We start from the raw sequence: 15,877 nt of genomic DNA, 5'->3' as shown, positions 1-15,877 counted from the left end.
ATGAAATCTCTTATCCCGTTTATTGTGCTGCTGCTGGCTGGCTGTAGCGTTGGTCCCGATTATCAGCGCCCGGCGGTGGCGATGCCGGTTCACTATAAAGAGGCGAAAGGCTGGCAGCAGGCGACGCCGCTGGATGCGCAAAGCAAAGGCGAATGGTGGGCGGTCTATCACGACGCCACGCTGGGCGGGCTGCTGAGCCAGGTCAGCGTGTCGAATCAGAATGTGGCGACCTATGCCGCGCAGTACCGGCAGGCGCAGGCGCTGGCGGCGGAGTCTCGCGCGGCGCTGTTTCCTTCGCTGGGCTATGACGGCAGTGTGACGCGCAGCGGCAGCCATGCAACCAACAGCAGCGTTCGCACCACCAGCAGCAGCCATCAGGCGGAGCTGAGTGCCAGCTGGGAGCTGGATCTGTGGGGCAAACTGCGGCGCACGCTGGAGGAGGACCGCGCCAGCGCCGCGGCCAGTGCGGCGGAACTGGCCAATATCACCCTGAGCGCCCAGTCTGAGCTGGCGCAGGACTATTTCCAGCTGCGCATCATGGATCAGAAAATCGCGCGCTATCAGCAGAGCGTTGACGCCTATCAGCGCTACCTGAACGTCATTACCAGCCAGTATCAGGCGGGCACCGCGTCGCGGGCGACTCTGGCTCAGGCGCAGCTGCAACTGGAGAATGCCAGCGCCTCGGCGCAGGATTACCAGTGGCAGCGCGCGCAGATGGAGCACGCCATTGCGCTGCTGATCGGCAAAGCCCCCGCCGACTTTAGCCTGGCCGCCGCGCCGCTGACCGCCACGCTGCCTGCGATACCGGCGGCCCTGCCGGGCGAGCTGCTGCAGCGCCGTCCCGACATTGCGTACGCCGAACGTAACATGGCCGCCGCCAATGCCGCCGTGGGTGTGGCGGTGGCCGGTTACTATCCCGACCTGACCCTGAGCGCCAGCGGTGGCGTCAGCGCTTCGGTGCTGCATTCGCTGTTCTCACTGCCGAACCGCGTCTGGTCGCTGGGGCCGGAGCTGAGCGGCACGCTGCTTGACGCGGGCGCGACCTCTGCCAAAGTCGATCAGGCGCGGGCTGGCTGGGATGCCAGCGTCGCGACCTATCGTCAGACGGTGCTGTCCGCGATGCAGGAAGTGGAAGATAAGCTGGTGGAGCTGAACACGCTGCAGGGCGAAATCGCCGCACAGCAGCGCGCCACCGATGCTGCACAGACCTCGGCGCGGGTGACGCGTCTGCAGTATGAGGCGGGTATGATTAACTACCTGGATGTAGCGACCACTGAGAACAGCAGCCTGAGTGCGCAGCAGAGTTTGCTGACGCTGCAGAGCACGCAGTGGGTCAGCAGCGTGGCGCTGATTGCCGCGCTCGGCGGTGGCTGGCAGGCCCCCTGAAGCCGCGTCAGACTGCCGATAATTCGGTTGTCGAACCGCGTCAAATCCTGCATCGTGAGGGGCTAATTTTCACGATGCTAAGGAACCGGCATGGCTTTCACACTTTTACGCCTGATATTTCGCCTGTTATGGCGGGTCGAACTGCGTGGCGACGTCGCCGAACTGCATAAGCAGAAGGTATTAATCACGCCGAACCATATGTCGTTTCTCGACGGCATGCTGCTGGCGCTCTTTTTACCGATTAAACCGGTATTCGCCGTCTACTCGACCATCAGCGAAAGCTGGTTTATGCGTCTGATTAAACCCTTTATCGACTTTGTGCCGCTGGATCCGACCCGGCCTATGGCGCTGAAGCAGCTGGTACGGCTGATTGATACGGGCCGTCCGGTAGTGATCTTCCCGGAAGGCCGGATAACCGTGACCGGATCGCTGATGAAGATCTACAGCGGGGCCGGCTTTGTCGCCGCGCGTTCAGGCGCGAATGTGGTGCCGATGCGCATCGAAGGCGCTGAATACACGCCGTTCGGTCGTCTGGCGGGCGTGTTCAAACGTCGCCTGTTCCCGCGCATCACCCTGACCATTCTGCCCGCGACCCGCATTCCGATGCCGGAGGCGAAACGGGCGCGCGACCGGCGCGTGCTGGCCGGGGAGCATCTGCATCACGTGATGATGGAAGCGCGCATGGCGGTGCGTCCGCGTGAAACCCTGTTTGAGGCGTTTCTGGCGGCGCGGACACGCTATGGCGCGTTTAAGCGCTGCATCGAAGATGTGAATTTCAAACCCGACAGCTACACCGGACTGCTGAAGAAGTCGCTGGGCGTGGGCCGTATTCTGGAGCGCTACAGCCAGCCGCGTGAAGTGGTGGGGCTGCTGCTGCCCAATACCACTGTGACAGCAGCAGCGATTTTCGGGGCCACCCTGCGCGGGCGTGTTCCGGCAATGCTCAACTACAGCGCAGGCGTTAACGGCATGCGGGCTGCACTGACCGCCGCGCAGATCAAAACCGTCTTCACATCACGGCAGTTCCTGGACAAAGGCAACCTGTGGCATCTGCCGCAGGGGCTGGACGATGTGCAGTGGATCTACCTGGAAGATCTGAAAGATACCGTCACCGGCAAGGACAAACTGTGGATCCTCGCGCATCTGCTGATGCCGCATCGCGCCCAGCTGCCTCAGCAGCCGGAAGACGCCGCGATGGTGCTGTTTACCTCCGGCTCGGAAGGCAACCCTAAAGGGGTGGTGCACTCGCATAAAAGCCTGCTGGCAAACGTTGAGCAGATCCGCACCATCGCGGACTTCACCCCGCGCGACCGCTTTATGTCGGCGCTGCCGCTGTTCCATGCGTTTGGTCTGACCGTCGGGCTGTTTACGCCGCTGATGACCGGCGCACAGGTCTTCCTCTATCCCAGCCCGCTGCACTATCGCATCGTGCCGGAGCTGGTTTATGACCGTAACTGCACCGTGCTGTTTGGCACCTCAACCTTCCTGGGTAACTACGCGCGCTTTGCCGCGCCCTATGATTTTGCCCGTCTGCGCTATGTGGTCGCGGGTGCGGAGAAGCTGCAGGAGAACACCCGTCAGCTCTACATCGAGAAGTATGGCATTCGCATTCTCGAAGGCTACGGCGTAACCGAGTGCGCACCGGTTGTGGCGATTAACGTGCCGATGGCGGCGAAGACGCACACCGTGGGGCGCATTCTGCCGGGCATGGATTCACGACTGATGTCGGTGCCGGGCATTGAGCACGGCGGACGCCTGCAACTGCGTGGGCCGAACGTGATGAAGGGCTATCTGCGGGTCGAAAATCCTGGCGTGCTGGAAGCACCGGCCGCCGACGATGGTGAAGGCAATATGGAAGCGGGCTGGTATGACACCGGCGATATCGTCAGCTTCGATGAAGGCGGCTTCTGCCAGATTCAGGGCCGTGCCAAACGCTTTGCGAAGATTGCCGGTGAGATGGTGTCACTGGAGATCGTCGAGCAGATCGCCCTTAAAGCGTCACCGGACAAACAGCACGCCGCTTCACTGCGCCCGGATGGTCAGCGCGGTGAGGCACTGGTGCTGTTCACCACCGATGCTGAGCTGGCGCGCGACAGGCTGCAGAAAGCGGCCCGCGAGCTGGGTGCACCAGAGCTGGCACTGCCGCGTGATATCCGTGTCATGAAGCAGCTGCCGCAGCTGGGCAGCGGTAAACCCGACTACGTCACGCTGAAAAAAATGGCGGAAGAGGAGCAGGCATGAGCCTTGATCGTAATGCGCCGCTGATGTCGCGCGGCATGATTGCCGTGATTATCGCCCAGTTCTTTTCGGCCTTCGGCGATAACGCGCTGCTGTTTGCCACGCTGGCGGTGCTGAAAAGTCAGTTCTATCCCGAGTGGAGCCAGCCGGTATTACAGATGCTGTTTGTTGCAGCCTACATTCTGCTGGCACCGTTTGTCGGGCAGGTGGCGGACAGCATGGCGAAAGGGCGGGTGATGATGCTCGCCAACAGCCTGAAGCTGCTGGGCGCGCTGGTGATCTGCTTCGGCTTCAATCCCTTCCTCGGCTACACGCTGGTGGGCGCGGGCGCAGCGGCCTACTCACCGGCCAAATATGGCATCCTCGGTGAGATCACTCACGGCGAGAAGCTGGTGAAAGCCAACGGGCTGATGGAGGCGTCGACCATCGCCGCCATTCTGCTTGGCTCGGTGGCAGGCGGTATGCTGGCTGACTGGCATATTCTGGCGGCACTGGGGATCTGTGCGCTGACCTACGGTATCGCCGTGATCGCGAACCTGTTTATCCCGAAACTTCAGGCGGCACGGCCGGGTCAGAGCTGGCAGTTTGGCGTGATGACGCGCAGTTTCTTCAGTGCCGCTGCGCTGCTGTGGCGTGACGCAGAGACGCGCTTCTCGCTGCTCGGCACCAGCCTGTTCTGGGGCGCAGGCGTGACGCTGCGTTTCCTGCTGGTGCTCTGGGTGCCGGTGGCGCTGGGCATCAATGACAACACCACGCCAACCACGCTAAATGCGATGGTGGCGATCGGCATTGTGATTGGCGCGGCGGCGGCGGCGAAGCTGGTCACGCTGGAGACCGTGCGTCGCTGCATGCCAGCTGGTGTGCTGATTGGCGTGATGGTGGTGCTCTTCGCGCTGCAGCACTCCCTGATGAATGCTTATCTGGTGCTGATGCTGATTGGTGCGCTGGGCGGTTTCTTTGTGGTGCCGCTGAATGCGCTGCTGCAGGCGCGCGGCAAAGAGAGCGTCGGGTCAGGCAATGCGATTGCGGTTCAGAACCTGGGCGAGAACAGCGCCATGCTGATCATGCTGGGGCTCTATACGCTGGCGATTAAGGCGGGAGCCCCTGCGGTGGCGACGGGCGTCGGTTTTGGCGTGCTGTTTGCGCTGGCGATTACGGTGCTGTGGCTATGGCGACCGGCTAAGCGGTAACAAATTCGCCGCCTCTCTCCGGCTTACGCGGGAAGAGGCGGCGTGAGGCTTAGCGACGGACGGCAATCGCTTCGATTTCGATCTTCACATCTTTTGGCAGACGCGCCACTTCAACACAGGAACGCGCCGGGAAGTTAGCTTCATGCTCGGTGAAAAACGCTTCATAGGTCGCGTTGACCGTGGCGAAATCATTCAGGTCCTTCACGAACACTGTGGTCTTCACGATGTCACCCACCTTCAGACCCGCGGCTTCAACAATCGCCTTCACATTTTCCAGTGACTGACGCGCCTGTGCGGCAATGTCATCTGCCACCTGGCCAGTCGCCGGATCGACCGGGATCTGACCTGAGGTGATGATCATGCTGCCCAGATCGACACCCTGAACATAGGGACCGATAGCGGCAGGGGCTTTTTCCGTACTGATTTCACGAGACATCATGGCTCCTTTGATTATGTCGTCAGGCGGCGATGCCGCCGGTGCAGCCCATTATAGGGTCGGGCAGGGCGATTACCAGTGACCCAGCACCACATGACGGGCGAACTCTTTCTCGCAATATTTGCACTTCAGATGCACATCGTCGGCACGCTGCTTCACGGCAAAGCTGGAGAAGACCGGCTCGCTGCGGCTGATGCAGTTGCTGTTCGGGCAGGTCAGCACCCGTTCAACGTGATCCGGCAGCGTCGGGGCGATCTTCGCCACCACTTCGTAGTCGTCGATGCGGTTAACCGTGGCGTGCGGCGCATAGACCGCCAGCTGATTCACCTGATCGTCGGTGAGAAAGGTGTTCTCAATCTTGATCAGATCTTTGCGGCCCATCTCGCCCGACGGCAGATTCAGACCGATGGTAATGCGCTGATCGGTTTCGGTCAGCCGGAACAGGGAGAGCAGTTTAAAGCCGATCTGCGCCGGAATATGGTCGATGACCGTGCCGCGTTTGATCGCTTCGACCTGCAATTTGTTGTCCTGCGTCATGGGGGTTCTCCTTACAGGGCGAGTTCGCTGTTTAAAACCAGTGCCAGCAGAGCCTGGCGCGCATAGATGCCGTTACCCGCCTGCTGGAAATACCAGGCATACGGGGTTTTATCGACATCGGTGGTGATCTCGTCGATGCGCGGCAGCGGGTGCAGCACCTTCATGTTGTCGCGCGCTGTGCTGAGGTCGGCAGCGCGCAGAATGAACTGTGCTTTAACGTTGGCATATTCGGACGGGTCGAGCCGCTCTTTCTGCACCCGGGTCATGTAGAGGATATCGAGCTGCGGCATCACCTCTTCAAAACTGTCGTGCCGTGACCAGGCGATGTTCTTCTCATCCAGCATGTCGGTGATATAGGCCGGCATCGCCAGCGCATCGGGTGCGATGAAAAAGAAACGGTTGCCATCAAATTTCGCCAGCGCCTGTGTCAGGGAGTGCACGGTACGGCCATACTTCAGGTCGCCGACCATCGCCACATTCAGCTGATTAAGACGGCTCTGCGTCTCCTGAATGGTGAAGAGATCGAGCAGCGTCTGGGTCGGATGCTGGTTTGCGCCGTCACCGGCATTAAGAATCGGGATGCCGCCGGAGAACTCGGTCGCCAGTCGCGCCGCGCCCTCCTGCGGATGACGCATCACGATCGCATCAACGTAGGTGCCGATGACAGAAATGGTGTCGGCCAGGGTTTCGCCTTTTTTGCCCAGCGAGGTATTACTGCCGTCCGCAAAGCCCACCGCTGACGCGCCCAGGCGATGGATTGCAGTTTCAAACGACAGGCGGGTACGGGTCGAGGCCTCAAAGAAGCAGCTGGCGATAACCTTGTGCTTCAGCAGTTCCGGCTGCGGATGGGCTTTCAACTTTGCGGCGGTGTGCAGCGCCAGTTCCAGCTCTTCACGACTGAGGTCGTTGATTGAAATAATGTGCTTGCGATATAGCGGGTTAGGCATAGCTCTCTCCTCTGCGCGGCCGGATTGCGGACAAAAAAAAGCCCCTCATTAAGGGGCTTTTTTAAGATCGGGTCGATGACCGAAAGAAACAGCAGCGCCGCCTGCGGTCAGGCGTGATTGAACGTTAAATTGTCCGCTGTGCTGTCGCATATTTCCTCCGGCAAATTGGGCCGCATTATACCCGTTCGTGGTGGGGCGGCAAGAGGAAAACGTTTGCGCCTCGGTAGCAGCTAAGCGCGCATGGGCCGTCAGACGGGTGACGCGCTCTTCACCAGCGGACGTGACTCAGCGTCCTCAGCCCGTCTGAACCTCTTCGATCAGCGTTGGCCCAGCGTGGCGACCATCACCGCTTTAATGGTGTGCATCCGGTTCTCGGCCTGGTCAAACACAATGCTATGCGGCGACTCAAATACCTCGTTGCTCACTTCCATGCCGTTGGGCAGATCGTACTGCTCTGCCATCTGCTGGCCCAGTGTGGTCTGGTCGTCGTGGAAGGCGGGCAGGCAGTGCAGGAATTTCACCTGCGGGTTGCCGGTCAGATCGAGCATCGCCCGATTAACCTGATAGTCACGCAGCAGGGCAATACGCTCGGCCCAGACTTCTTTGGCTTCGCCCATCGACACCCAGACGTCGGTGTAGATAAAGTCAGCGCCTTTTACGCCATCAGCAATATCTTCGGTGAGGGTAATGTTGCCACCGGTCTGCTGCGCAGCGTCGCGGCACTGCGCCACCAGTTCGTCCTCTGGCCAGCAGCTTTTCGGGGCCACCAGACGCAGATCCAGACCGACCTGAGCGGCGGCTTCCAGCATGGTGTTACCCATGTTATTGCGCGCATCGCCCACATAAACCAGCGTCATCTCGCTGAGTTTTTTGCCCGGCAGATGCTCCTGCATGGTCAGCAGGTCAGCCAGCAGCTGGGTTGGGTGAAACTCGGTGGTCAGACCGTTCCACACCGGCACACCGGCGTGTTCTGCCAGCGTCTCTACCAGCTCCTGACCGTAACCGCGATACTGAATGCCATCGTACATGCGGCCCAGCACCCGCGCGGTGTCGCGCATTGACTCTTTATGGCCGATCTGACTGCCACTCGGGCCGAGATAAGTGACGTTTGCACCCTGATCGTAAGCGGCAACTTCGAAAGAGCATCGGGTACGGGTCGAGTCTTTTTCGAAGATGAGCGCGATGTTTTTGCCTTTCAGATACTGCACTTCGCTGGCGCTTTTTTTCGCCTGTTTCAACTCAGCGGACAGGGAAAGCAGGTGATCAATTTCGGCGGGGGTAAAATCCAGAAGCCTGAGGAAATGGCGCTGATACAGTTGACTCATACAACACTCCGGTAATCATTAAAATGAATTAAAATTCAATTTAACCGTATGAATATTCATTTTCAAGTCTGGAGCTAATAAACTTTTCGTTTTGTGTAGTGGCGCGACAGGCAGTGTGGGAAAATAATTGATTATTGCCGAACTCAGAGAGGACATTGTCATGGCATATGAAGCATTACTGGAAGAGCAGCAGGAAGAGACACGGCAGATTATCGAAGAGCTGCTGGAGGATGGCAGCGATCCTGATGCGCTCTATACCATCGAGCATCATCTCTCATGCAATAATTTTGATTCACTGGAAAAAGCCGCGGTTGATGCATTCAAGCTGGGTTATGAAGTGACCGAGCCGGAAGAGCTGGAGCTGGAAGATGGCACCACCGTGATGTGCGTCGACATCATCAGCGAATCTGCGCTGAAGCCTGAACTGATTGATGTGCAGGTTGAGCAGCTGGTGAACCTGATTGGTAAGTACAACGTCGACTACGACGGCTGGGGCACCTATTTCGAAGACCCTGATGCCGAAGATGAAGACGAAGATGACGACGCCATCGAAGATGAAGATGATGATGGTATTCGCCACTAAGTAGCCGGGGCGGAGCGTTCTCCGCCTGTCACTTCTGCCACCCCTTTTGACATCATGAATTACGCACCCTTACTTGAACCGATCTATCAGTTTCTGCACTGCCGCACGCCACAGGCCTGGATTGACGAGGCGCGCAAGCCGGAAAACCTGACTCTGCTGTTAACCGACCATCTGGTGTGCGAGCTGAAAGCTGCCCAGACCGCGGTGTGGCTGATCCGCAAATATGTCGCCGACAAACCCAGCGACGACGCCATTCTGGCGTGGCTGAAGCCCTATGAAGATTTTATTTTCCGCGAAGATGGCGACAGCGACTTTATCAACGCCCATAAGAACCTGACGAAAAGCGTTATTGTGCGCAATGCGCTGCCGTGGGCGGATGAGCTGGTGGAGAAGATGGTGCTGCTGATTAAAGAGGAGCTGCATCACTTCTATCAGGTGTGGGAAATTATGCAGTCGCGCGGGCTGGTCTATCAGAAGATTACCTCCAGCCGCTATGCCAAATCGCTGCTGCGCGAAGTGACCACCCATGAGCCGGAAACGCTGGTGGATAAGCTGATTTGTGGCGCTTACATTGAGGCGCGATCCTGCGAGCGTTTCGCCAGCCTGGCACCGTATCTTGATGATGAACTGGCGAAGTTCTATATTTCGCTGCTGCGCTCCGAAGCGCGGCATTATCAGGACTATTTAATGCTGGCGGCACAGATTGCCGGTAAAGATATCGCGCCGCGGGTTCAGGCGATTGGCGTGACAGAAGGGCGGTTAATCAGCGAACCCGATAACGAATTACGTTTTCACAGTGGCGTACCGGCATGGTAAGCCATGCCTGATGACACCCTCTCAGGGTGTCACCTTATTTTCTCCATTTTCCCCGTTGTTCTTTTTAATACTTTATCATTTTCACTTGCGCAGCCTTGCCTGAAATAAATGTTCAGGTAACGTATTAATTTAATAACTCCGGCTTTGTCGGGCGTTTTTCTGTGCCATGCCTCACATAAAATATTTTTCCCGCTGACTCCCGCGCTATATATAAATATATTCCAGATAGTGAATCGGGATTGTTATTCTTAAAAGCAAAACCCGGCGCGTGACCTTTTTATCAGAAGGTTATGCGTCGGGTTTTTTATTGCACACTGAACGGTGTTTTTATCTTTTTTGTATCACTTTTAATAAATGTCGCAGGGAGGGCGTCAATCATGAAGGAGAAGGTCTTATTTCCGTTATTGACTTCGCTAATATTAATGGCGTTCCAGGCAAAGGCTGATTTCTCCGAAGCGTCTGCCTCTTTCATCCGGAATAGCCTCTGGCAGGAGGCTGAGCTTGATCTGAAACTACATAACCACTGGAAATACCTTAAGGAGAACGAAGCACAACCTGTGGCGGTTCATAATGCCTGGGGACAGGCACTGGCGCTGGACTTTCACTCCGGGTATTTATGGGACCGGATTGGGTTTGATACAACCTACACCCGGGCTTTCAGGCTGGGTGCCAGTGACTACTTTTCCACGCGCGGGCTGCTTTATGATAGCGGCGGCAACATGAAAAAAGAGGATGCCCACGGCTTCAGTAAATTTGGCCAGCGTTATCTGAAGCTGAAGCTGGGTGATCGCGCGCTGGCGCTGAAGGCAAAGGCCGGATGGCAGGAGCTAAAAAATATCGGCGTGCTGACTTCAACCGATCGGTTATCACGAAACAGCTACGCGGGCTACAGTGGGGCGCTGAACTGGCGAAATACGCAACTCGATGTGGGGGTTTTCCACAAAACCCTACGCCATGACTCGGCTAAAACGCTCAACCTGCAAACACAGTCCGGCCGCAAAGTTGATGCTATTTATACGGGTGCGCTGAGCTTTAAAGATGAACAAAGCGCGCTGGTCTACGCTTTTGGGGAAGCCAAAGATTACCAGCGTCGCCACGTAATTGAGGCCGCTTACACCCTATCACCACGCTGGCATTTTTCCTCGCAGATTTATGGCAGTCAGGGGCTGGAAAATTATAAGAATATGCCTGCCAGCAAACGAAGTTTTGATAAACACGCCTGGCACTACGTGGGTGAAGCGAAGTGGACACAGGATGCCTGGACCCAGAGGTTTGCTGTCGCCTGGACCTCAGCCCCTAAAAAAAATGCGGTAGGGTATTATGTCCGGCCTTTAACAAAAAACAGCCGTGGACGTTTCAGCTCACTGACCTCTGCCGGTAAAGACTATACGCGTGATAAAGAGCTGGCGCTGGTTTCATTAAGTCAGTATCAGATCTCACGCGGCATAAAAAGCGGAATACAGCTCAACTATGGTCAGTTTCATTATTGAAATAATCTGGTGCGAACCGGTGAGGTAGCATTAATTAATCGGTTCAGTAACTGGCATCCCTCTTTTAAAGATCTCACCCTCTCAACCCTGTTTGGCTATGGCTGGTCCTATAAAAACAGTAAAGAGACACCCCGACTAAATGCCCGCGGGCACTTTATGCGCTCTGATAACCTCTCAGCTGAGATTGTTATTGAATATAAGTTTAATATTTTTTAATCAGGAGAAAAATATGAATATTTTAATTAAAATTCTATTTGTGACCGTGGCGATAGCCTCCGGTTTTTCCGGCGGGGCCTGGGGAGCCGACGTTATGCTCTATGTCACCCGGCATGGCAAGACGATGTTTAATACGGTTCATCGTGCACAGGGGTGGGCTGATACACCGCTGACGGCCTCCGGTGCAGCGGTAGCAGAGCAACTGGGGCGAGGGCTGCAACCTTTAACGTTCGTCGCGGCCTGGTCAAGCGATTCGGGCAGGGCGAGAGAAACCGCCCAACTCGCGATGAAGGCCTGGAAGAAGGTGCCGGTGCTTAACGAGGATAAGCGGTTGCGGGAAGTCTGTTTTGGGCTTTATGAAGGCGACCTGGATAAGAACATGATTACTGCTGCGGCGCTTAAGGCGGGCTATGCATCGGATGCGGCGTTACTGGATGCGTTCAGCACAGGTAAGATTCATATGAATGGCATTATAGACGCGATCCACCAGGCGGAAGCATCAGGTACGCCATCGCTTGCAGGCATCAACTCTACCGGGCAGGCCGAAACCTATGAGCAGGTTGCTAAGCGCATGCTTGAGGGTATCACCGCGATCGCAAAACAGGCTCAGCAGCAGGGCGGCGGCAACGTTCTGGTCGTCAGTCATGGAATGGCAATCTCAACACTGCTGCAGGCGCTGGGTGATACCTCATTACATGCGCAACTCAGTAATGCCAGCGTTACGTTGCTGCGCTACACCGACAGCGGAAAGTTCGCCATTGAGGCCGTCAATGATATGCGTTACGTCGAACGTGGCCTATAGCGCTTTCAGCATCCGCACTTCGCAGTCGACATGGCCGGTGCAGCCCATCGCGCTATCGATATGCTCAAAGCCCAGCGACTCATAGAGTTTAATCGCCCGCGTCAGGCTGGCGGTGGTTTCCAGATAGCAGCGACGGAAGCCGTGGCTGCGTGCATATTCTATCGCCCTCAGCGCCAGCTCGCGCGCCAGGCCCTGACCGCGCACCTCTGGCAGAAAGTACATCTTTTGCAGTTCGCAGATATCGGGCGCGCTGCAGGCCAGAGGTGCAACCCCGCCGCCGCCGACCACTTTGCCCTGATACTCCACAATCCAGTAGGCACTCTGTTCGGCACTGTAGAGCTCAAACAGCTGGTCGAGCTGCGGATCGGAGACGGTGTAGCCCTTGTCAGCCGTCAGGCCGAACTCCGCTGAAACATCACGGATCACCTGGGCAATATGCGGATTATCGGCGGCCGTAATTGGCCGCACCTGGAGGTCAAAACGCGGGATGGTACTGGTCGTCATCATCTCTTCCGGATTTGTACGAGGTCAATAAAAAAGCCGGGCAAGCCCGGCTTTATGAATAAGCTGTCAGCTAAGACGCTTACAATGCCGCAATGACCGCCTGCTGTTCAATCAGTTTTGCTTTTGATTGTTGCAGGTCTGCCACGCGTTCGCGCTCTTTCGCGACGACCGCTTCCGGGGCACGCGAAACAAAGCCTTCGTTTGCCAGCTTGGTCTCAATCTTCTCGATCTCGACATCCAGCTTAACCAGCTCTTTCGCCAGACGCTCCAGCTCGGCGGTTTTATCCACCAGATCTGCCATCGGGATCAGCAGCTCTGCGCCTTCAACCAGTTTGGTCACCGACACCGGGCCTTTCTCGCCCGCAGGCAGAATGGTCAGGCTTTCCAGACGCGCCAGGCGCGACAGGAAGTTGCGGTTAGCCTCAACGCGACGCAGCGCCGCAGGTGAGCAGTCACGCAGCAGCACATCCAGCGGCTTGCTCAGGGCGATATTCATCTCGGCACGGATATTACGCACCGCGACGATTGCCTGCTTCATCCATTCGATGTCCGCTTTTGCTTCGGCATCTTCTTTCGCCGCATCGTACTGCGGGAAAGGCTGCAGCATAATGGTGTCGTCGCTGATATTTTTCAGCCCCTTCACGCGCTGCCAGATGGTTTCAGTGATAAACGGAATGATCGGATGCGCCAGACGCAGCAGCGCTTCCAGCACGTGAACCAGCGTATGGCGGGTGCCACGCAGTTCAGCTTCACTGCCGCTGTTCATCACCGGCTTGGTCAGCTCCAGATACCAGTCGCAGAACTGGTTCCAGGTGAAGTCATACAGCAGGTTAGCCGCGATGTCGAAACGGTAGCTATCCAGCGCTTCACGGTATGCTTTCACCGTGTTGTTGAACTCGGTCAGGATCCAGCGATCCGCCAGCGACAGCGTCATCTCGCCGCCATTCTGTCCGCAATCCTGGTCTTCGGTGTTCATCAGCACGAAGCGGCTGGCGTTCCACAGCTTGTTACAGAAGTTGCGATACCCTTCCAGACGCTTCATGTCCCAGTTGATGTCGCGACCGGTTGAGGCCAGCGCCGCCAGAGTGAAACGCAGCGCATCGGTGCCTGATGGCTCGATGCCGTCCGGGAACTGCTTCTCGGTACGTTTGCGGATCTTCTCCGCCAGCTGTGGCTGCATCATGTTGCCGGTGCGTTTTTCCAGCAGCGCCTCCAGCGAAATGCCGTCGACCATATCCAGCGGGTCAATCACGTTGCCCTTGGATTTCGACATCTTCTGACCTTCTTCATCGCGGATCAGACCGGTCATGTAGACGGTTTTGAACGGCACCTGCGGTTTGCCGTTTTCATCTTTGATGAAGTGCATGGTCAGCATGATCATGCGGGCAATCCAGAAGAAGATGATGTCGAAGCCGCTGACCAGCACGCTGGTCGGATGGAAGGTGCGCAGCGCTTCGGTGTTTTCCGGCCAGCCCAGGGTGGAGAAGGTCCACAGACCTGAGGAGAACCAGGTATCCAGCACGTCATCATCCTGACGCAGCGCCACATCGGCGGCCAGGTTGTTCTCGGCGCGAACTTCATCTTCGGTACGGCCAACGTAGACGTTACCGTTGTTGTCATACCACGCCGGGATGCGGTGACCCCACCAGAGCTGACGGGAAATACACCAGTCCTGAATATCACGCATCCAGGAGAAGTACATGTTTTCGTACTGCTTCGGCACGAACTGGATGTCGCCATTCTCAACGGCTTCAACGGCGACTTTTGCCAGCGGCGCGGTACGCACATACCACTGATCAGTCAGCATCGGCTCGATCACCACGCCACCACGATCGCCGTAAGGTACGGTCAGATCGTGCGGCTTGATCTCTTCAAGCAGGCCCAGTTCATCGACGGCGGCAACGATGGCTTTACGCGCGGCAAAGCGTTCCATGTTCTGAAAAGCGGCCGGGATCTCATCGGAACAGGCATCGCTGGCTTCGCCGTTGGTGTCATACACCTGAGCGCGGTCGCGGATATCACCATCGAAGGTCAGGATGTTGATCATTGGCAGCTTATGACGACGACCCACTTCATAGTCGTTGAAGTCATGCGCCGGGGTGATCTTGACGCAGCCTGTGCCTTTTTCCATGTCAGCGTGTTCGTCGCCAACGATTGGAATCAGACGGCCAACCAGCGGCAGCATCACAAATTTGCCGATCAGATCTTTGTAACGTGGATCTTCCGGGTTAACGGCCACGCCGGTATCGCCCAGCAGGGTTTCCGGACGGGTGGTGGCAACGACCAGGTAATCTTTACCGTCGGCGGTTTTTGCGCCATCAGCCAGTGGATAGCGGATATGCCACATAGAGCCTTTGCTCTCGCGGTTTTCCACTTCCAGATCGGAGATTGCGGTGCGCAGCTTAGGATCCCAGTTCACCAGGCGTTTGCCACGGTAGATCAGGTTCTCTTTGTAGAGGCGAACAAACACCTCTTTCACGGCGTTGGAAAGGCCATCGTCCATGGTGAAGCGCTCGCGCTCCCAGTCGACGGAGTTACCCAGGCGGCGCATCTGGCGGGTAATGGTGCCGCCGGATTCCGCTTTCCACTGCCAGATTTTCTCAATGAACGCATCGCGGCCATAGTCCTGGCGCGTCTTGCCCTCTTCAGCCGCAATTTTGCGCTCAACCACCATCTGCGTGGCGATGCCCGCGTGGTCAGTACCGGCCTGCCACAGGGTATTTTTCCCCTGCATGCGCTGGTAACGGATCATGGTGTCCATGATGGTTTGCTGGAAGGCGTGACCCATGTGCAAGCTACCGGTGACGTTCGGCGGCGGGATCATGATGCAAAAGCTTTCCTGGCTGGTATCGCCATTCGGTTTGAAGTAGCCCTGCTTTTCCCAATGCTCGTAAAGCGGCTGCTCGATATCTTGCGGGTTATATGTCTTTTCCATTTCTGCTATGTCGTTTCCGGCTGTGGTGGCGCTGCCGTATTCAATTGGAATCCAACGCTGCGATACGCTTTGTAGCGGTCGCGCGCCAGTTGTTTGAGAGCGTCTTCGTAAGGAACGAAGTCTATCACTTCATGGAAAGCAGTAGCAAAATCTGCGAAGTGGGGCAGCAGGCTAATCAGCAGGTCGCGCTGTGAACTGCCGCGACGCTGTGGCCAGGCCAGCTCGACCGGCGCACCGTAGCGCGGGCCTTCACCCGCCAGGTTGTGCGGCACGAAGGCGTTTGCCGGTCGTTGCCACAGCGCTTCGTCGAGACGAATGGCTTGCTGTTCATCTTCGCAGGCGATCAACACCCGCTTTCCGGCCCGCCAGCGTGTTTCCGCCAGATTGCACACCAGCGCTTCAACGGCACTCAGGCCATCGCTCGTTGCATCGGTTTCCAGCACGTAGAAGGTTGCGTTTTTCATCGGTTAGC

15 protein-coding genes are annotated in these 15,877 nt (G+C 57.1%); 7 read left to right on the top strand and 8 right to left on the bottom strand.

All coding sequences use genetic code 11. The features are described 5' to 3' along the window. The 3 genes from IBT54_RS07965 to lplT all read left to right on the top strand — a co-directional run bounded on the left by IBT54_RS07965 (position 1) and on the right by lplT (position 4,814). Positions 1 to 1,386 (top strand): efflux transporter outer membrane subunit, encoded by a 1,386-nt coding sequence (locus tag IBT54_RS07965; protein ID WP_201251978.1) that lies wholly within the window; start codon positions 1 to 3, stop codon positions 1,384 to 1,386. Between the two features lie 90 nt (positions 1,387 to 1,476). Continuing rightward, positions 1,477 to 3,627 carry a bifunctional acyl-ACP--phospholipid O-acyltransferase/long-chain-fatty-acid--ACP ligase gene (gene aas, locus IBT54_RS07960; protein WP_110331251.1) on the top strand — a complete coding sequence of 717 codons (2,151 nt, stop codon included), beginning with the start codon at positions 1,477 to 1,479 and terminating at the stop codon, positions 3,625 to 3,627. Next, positions 3,624 to 4,814: a lysophospholipid transporter LplT gene (gene lplT, locus IBT54_RS07955; protein WP_201251977.1), complete on the top strand. Its 1,191-nt coding sequence runs from the start codon at positions 3,624 to 3,626 to the stop codon at positions 4,812 to 4,814. Before aas ends, lplT begins: the two co-directional genes overlap by 4 nt. 49 nt (positions 4,815 to 4,863) lie before the next feature. On the opposite strand, the gene ridA is transcribed toward lplT, so the two are convergent. The 4 genes from ridA to argF form a co-directional block, all read right to left on the bottom strand. Then, a complete protein-coding gene (gene ridA, locus IBT54_RS07950) occupies positions 4,864 to 5,250 on the bottom strand; it encodes a 2-iminobutanoate/2-iminopropanoate deaminase (RefSeq protein WP_013359937.1) in 387 nt (128 codons plus the stop codon). Positions 5,251 to 5,322: 72 nt separating this feature from the next. Continuing rightward, entirely contained in the window at positions 5,323 to 5,787 is a 465-nt protein-coding gene (gene pyrI, locus IBT54_RS07945; protein WP_010251684.1) for an aspartate carbamoyltransferase regulatory subunit, read from the bottom strand. An 11-nt stretch (positions 5,788 to 5,798) separates the two neighbouring features. Continuing rightward, positions 5,799 to 6,734 (bottom strand): aspartate carbamoyltransferase, encoded by a 936-nt coding sequence (gene pyrB, locus IBT54_RS07940; RefSeq protein ID WP_147789326.1) that lies wholly within the window; start codon positions 6,732 to 6,734, stop codon positions 5,799 to 5,801. Between the two features lie 317 nt (positions 6,735 to 7,051). Next, the gene (gene argF / locus IBT54_RS07935) at positions 7,052 to 8,059 is read right to left on the bottom strand and encodes an ornithine carbamoyltransferase (RefSeq protein ID WP_201251976.1); all 1,008 of its coding nucleotides are present in this window, start codon (positions 8,057 to 8,059) and stop codon (positions 7,052 to 7,054) included. A gap of 160 nt (positions 8,060 to 8,219) precedes the next feature. Here argF and rraB point away from each other — a divergent pair, with 160 nt between their 5' ends. Beyond that, the gene (rraB, locus tag IBT54_RS07930; RefSeq protein ID WP_013359940.1) at positions 8,220 to 8,642 is read left to right on the top strand and encodes a ribonuclease E inhibitor RraB; all 423 of its coding nucleotides are present in this window, start codon (positions 8,220 to 8,222) and stop codon (positions 8,640 to 8,642) included. 54 nt (positions 8,643 to 8,696) lie between these two features. Continuing rightward, the gene (locus IBT54_RS07925; protein ID WP_201251975.1) at positions 8,697 to 9,458 is read left to right on the top strand and encodes a tRNA-(ms[2]io[6]A)-hydroxylase; all 762 of its coding nucleotides are present in this window, start codon (positions 8,697 to 8,699) and stop codon (positions 9,456 to 9,458) included. 304 nt (positions 9,459 to 9,762) lie between these two features. Here the strand turns inward: IBT54_RS07925 and IBT54_RS25165 are convergent, their stop codons facing one another. Beyond that, entirely contained in the window at positions 9,763 to 9,930 is a 168-nt protein-coding gene (locus IBT54_RS25165; protein WP_236263084.1) for a hypothetical protein, read from the bottom strand. On the opposite strand from IBT54_RS25165, the gene IBT54_RS07920 reads away from it, so the two are divergent. Then, the gene (locus IBT54_RS07920) at positions 9,881 to 10,948 is read left to right on the top strand and encodes an OprD family outer membrane porin (RefSeq protein WP_236263074.1); all 1,068 of its coding nucleotides are present in this window, start codon (positions 9,881 to 9,883) and stop codon (positions 10,946 to 10,948) included. The two genes, IBT54_RS25165 and IBT54_RS07920, sit on opposite strands and share 50 nt — an antisense overlap. A gap of 229 nt (positions 10,949 to 11,177) precedes the next feature. Beyond that, on the top strand, positions 11,178 to 11,966 hold the full coding sequence (locus IBT54_RS07915; RefSeq protein ID WP_201251974.1) for a histidine phosphatase family protein: 789 nt from the start codon (positions 11,178 to 11,180) through the stop codon (positions 11,964 to 11,966). Here IBT54_RS07915 and IBT54_RS07910 read toward each other — a convergent pair. The 3 genes from IBT54_RS07910 to IBT54_RS07900 all read right to left on the bottom strand — a co-directional run bounded on the left by IBT54_RS07910 (position 11,961) and on the right by IBT54_RS07900 (position 15,869). Beyond that, complete coding sequence (locus IBT54_RS07910) at positions 11,961 to 12,473, bottom strand: GNAT family N-acetyltransferase (protein ID WP_013359944.1); 513 nt, start codon at positions 12,471 to 12,473, stop codon at positions 11,961 to 11,963. The two genes, IBT54_RS07915 and IBT54_RS07910, sit on opposite strands and share 6 nt — an antisense overlap. A 76-nt stretch (positions 12,474 to 12,549) precedes the next feature. Further along, positions 12,550 to 15,405: a valine--tRNA ligase gene (locus IBT54_RS07905; protein WP_107319280.1), complete on the bottom strand. Its 2,856-nt coding sequence runs from the start codon at positions 15,403 to 15,405 to the stop codon at positions 12,550 to 12,552. Between the two features lie 5 nt (positions 15,406 to 15,410). Further along, positions 15,411 to 15,869 (bottom strand): DNA polymerase III subunit chi, encoded by a 459-nt coding sequence (locus IBT54_RS07900; protein ID WP_095706295.1) that lies wholly within the window; start codon positions 15,867 to 15,869, stop codon positions 15,411 to 15,413. Between the last annotated feature and the right edge of the window lie 8 nt (positions 15,870 to 15,877).

It is taken from the genome of Pantoea sp. S62, assembly GCF_016658625.1.
In the GTDB taxonomy this organism is placed as follows: domain Bacteria; phylum Pseudomonadota; class Gammaproteobacteria; order Enterobacterales; family Enterobacteriaceae; genus Pantoea; species Pantoea vagans.
Note: the sequence above shows the minus strand (reverse complement) of the source record. Positions and strands in the feature narration are given on the sequence as shown.

Bases quoted from the DNA above. Each gene is read 5' to 3' on its own strand.
- IBT54_RS07965 (WP_201251978.1), top strand. From the start codon at position 1: ATGAAATCTCTTATCCCGTTTATTGTGCTGCTGCTGGCTGGCTGTAGC.
- aas (WP_110331251.1), top strand. From the start codon at position 1,477: ATGGCTTTCACACTTTTACGCCTGATATTTCGCCTGTTATGGCGGGTC.
- lplT (WP_201251977.1), top strand. From the start codon at position 3,624: ATGAGCCTTGATCGTAATGCGCCGCTGATGTCGCGCGGCATGATTGCC.
- ridA (WP_013359937.1), bottom strand. From the start codon at position 5,250: ATGTCTCGTGAAATCAGTACGGAAAAAGCCCCTGCCGCTATCGGTCCC.
- pyrI (WP_010251684.1), bottom strand. From the start codon at position 5,787: ATGACGCAGGACAACAAATTGCAGGTCGAAGCGATCAAACGCGGCACG.
- pyrB (WP_147789326.1), bottom strand. From the start codon at position 6,734: ATGCCTAACCCGCTATATCGCAAGCACATTATTTCAATCAACGACCTC.
- argF (WP_201251976.1), bottom strand. From the start codon at position 8,059: ATGAGTCAACTGTATCAGCGCCATTTCCTCAGGCTTCTGGATTTTACC.
- rraB (WP_013359940.1), top strand. From the start codon at position 8,220: ATGGCATATGAAGCATTACTGGAAGAGCAGCAGGAAGAGACACGGCAG.
- IBT54_RS07925 (WP_201251975.1), top strand. From the start codon at position 8,697: ATGAATTACGCACCCTTACTTGAACCGATCTATCAGTTTCTGCACTGC.
- IBT54_RS07920 (WP_236263074.1), top strand. From the start codon at position 9,881: ATGGCGTTCCAGGCAAAGGCTGATTTCTCCGAAGCGTCTGCCTCTTTC.
- IBT54_RS25165 (WP_236263084.1), bottom strand. From the start codon at position 9,930: ATGAAAGAGGCAGACGCTTCGGAGAAATCAGCCTTTGCCTGGAACGCC.
- IBT54_RS07915 (WP_201251974.1), top strand. From the start codon at position 11,178: ATGAATATTTTAATTAAAATTCTATTTGTGACCGTGGCGATAGCCTCC.
- IBT54_RS07910 (WP_013359944.1), bottom strand. From the start codon at position 12,473: ATGATGACGACCAGTACCATCCCGCGTTTTGACCTCCAGGTGCGGCCA.
- IBT54_RS07905 (WP_107319280.1), bottom strand. From the start codon at position 15,405: ATGGAAAAGACATATAACCCGCAAGATATCGAGCAGCCGCTTTACGAG.
- IBT54_RS07900 (WP_095706295.1), bottom strand. From the start codon at position 15,869: ATGAAAAACGCAACCTTCTACGTGCTGGAAACCGATGCAACGAGCGAT.